2 protein-coding genes and 1 tRNA gene are annotated in these 2,203 nt (G+C 33.7%); all 3 read right to left on the minus strand.

All coding sequences use genetic code 11. The features are described 5' to 3' along the window. Positions 1-531: 531 nt before the first annotated feature. A complete protein-coding gene (locus AC5KOD_RS02795) occupies positions 532-1,638 on the minus strand; it encodes a C45 family autoproteolytic acyltransferase/hydrolase (protein WP_496913016.1) in 1,107 nt (368 codons plus the stop codon). Between the two features lie 64 nt (positions 1,639-1,702). Continuing rightward, a complete protein-coding gene (locus AC5KOD_RS02800; protein ID WP_496913017.1) occupies positions 1,703-1,936 on the minus strand; it encodes a M23 family metallopeptidase in 234 nt (77 codons plus the stop codon). A 150-nt stretch (positions 1,937-2,086) separates the two neighbouring features. Beyond that, positions 2,087-2,160 (minus strand) — tRNA-Pro (locus AC5KOD_RS02805). Positions 2,161-2,203: the final 43 nt, after the last annotated feature.

The raw sequence follows: 2,203 nt of genomic DNA on the forward strand, positions 1-2,203 counted from the left end.
TAAGATTTGCGGTAGAAAGATTATCTCTCAAACTGAAATTAGTCGCTTAAAAAAAATCACATAAATAAAATTGGGTAAGCTTATTCTCAAATAAAATATTGATTATGAAATTGATTCAAATAATCGCCACGCATTTACATATTCATCTTTAATTTGAGAAGCAGGAAATCTTTTACCAACTATAGTAGCTGCTAGTAAATTAACTATTTCTGGCTCCACTCTATATCTAGCTGTTGATTCAACATTCTGTATTGAAGGCCTATTTCCGATTAAGATATCTAGGCCTTGTTTTCGATAAGCAAAAGGACTCATTAAATATCTTTTTTTAAAAGCTCGCGTAAACCTTTCTTAGGTTTCAAAACCACGCGAAAGACTTATATCGATTATACTTCTCTTTAAATGAATTAGATCAAAAGCAGCCTGAGTAAAGCATCTACTTCTAATATAGTTTCATTCATTGTTAGATAAAAAAACGATGAAAGTTGTAGTAAGAATAAGAGACAGATTTTGCAAGATCAGCTCTCCTTATATTTAAATTATTCTATAAAATTCTTTAGGTGCTTTTTCATCTGGTAATTTTATTATTATATCTCGCTCTATTAGTGGTTCTACTTTAAAAGTCCGCCAATCATTTACATCTGGTGCGCCAAAAGCTATTTGCACTAATCCTTCTGTTGCGTCAAAAATTACAGATCTCAGAGTTCCAAAAAAATCTTTATAGTAATGACAGCACAAACCGTTTGGATAAGGAGTCGAAAGAAGCTCTTTAATGTTAGCTTCAGAAAGTGTCTTTTCTTTAGCGAACGCATTAACAATATTATCATTGCGAATAACTGAATTCTCAATTAAAATCTTTTCGTAAGGTATAATTTTTTCAAGCAATGTATGATTTGTGCAACTTAAATAATTTTCATTAGAGCTTTCATCAATTATTCTATAATCTTTATGCCCATCTATACACTGTAACATAGCTATTTTACCACTTTTATCAGCTAGCATTAAATTTAAATTGTATGCTATAGGCATTCGCATTGCTAATTCTATAGCTTCTTCGATATTTTTACAATTTTCAAGTACACTTCGAACAACAATCCAGAAACTAAAACCAGATACGTCAGATTTTTGGCCACCTTCAAAATTCCCGACAGGCAATCCATTGCTGGCTTTACAAACAGCTAGCCCGTACTCATTAATGCCGTCACTTCGACCAAATAAATTAAGCGTTGAGCCGATATATTTATACTTTCCTTCGATCTTTGTATAAGCGAAGCACATTTCTTCCATTTCATCATTAAAATCATAATTCCTAGCTAACAAAGTATGTCCACATTCCGTTTTCGACGGCAATAGCCCCATTAAACTACAGCCTCTTTCAAGGTAAGTCATCGCGTAGAAAAGAGCTTGTTTTGGCTCAATACTTAATTCATCAGAAAATCCTCTGATTTCGTCATTAACTCCTGGGCAAAACTCATCAAGAAGTGTCTTAATCTCTTGATACTTATCTTTTGGATAAGAATTAGGTGGAAGTAACGCTTGGCTCATTAATCTTGGGGCTGATTTTACCCACTTTCCAATTTCTACACCAATATCATAACTTCTCCCGATAAAGTTTTTTAAATATTGTTTGGTCTCTCGCATTATAATCATCCTTTCTTTTGGATAATTATATATTAACGAATCGTTTAAGTCTTGATATTTTCTGCTATTTATTAGTGACATTACTTCTATAGTTAGGGAAAGAATTGTTGAGCTCTTTAGAACCTTTCTTCGTTCGCTGAACGAAATTATCAAAATAAAGTTGTACACCTTTAGCTAAGGAAAAATTGATATTATCCACTGCTTGAATATGGATATGCGGTTCTGTTGAGTTACCTGAGTTACCGCATTTCGCAATGCGCTGTCCTCTCGTAATAGCCTGACCTTCTTTTACTATCAATTGAGTTATTCTGAAGATGTATAATCACAATAACAATAAATACATCTAAATATATCGCCGTAGTTCCTGTTTTCAAAGAGGAAATAGATATAGAAAAAACAACAAAACCACCACTCGAAATGAGTGATGGTTTAAATATCGTATCTTTAATCGGGAAGACAGGATTCGAACCTGCGACCCCTTGGTCCCAAACCAAGTGCTCTACCAAGCTGAGCTACTTCCCGTAAAACATGTTGCAATGCACCCAAGAGGAGTCGAACCTCTAAC

The sequence above is a fragment of the Vagococcus sp. WN80Y genome (assembly GCF_059621045.1).

Excerpts from the sequence above, each read along its gene's own strand:
- AC5KOD_RS02795 (WP_496913016.1), bottom strand. The coding sequence starts at position 1,638 with ATGCGAGAGACCAAACAATATTTAAAAAACTTTATCGGGAGAAGTTAT.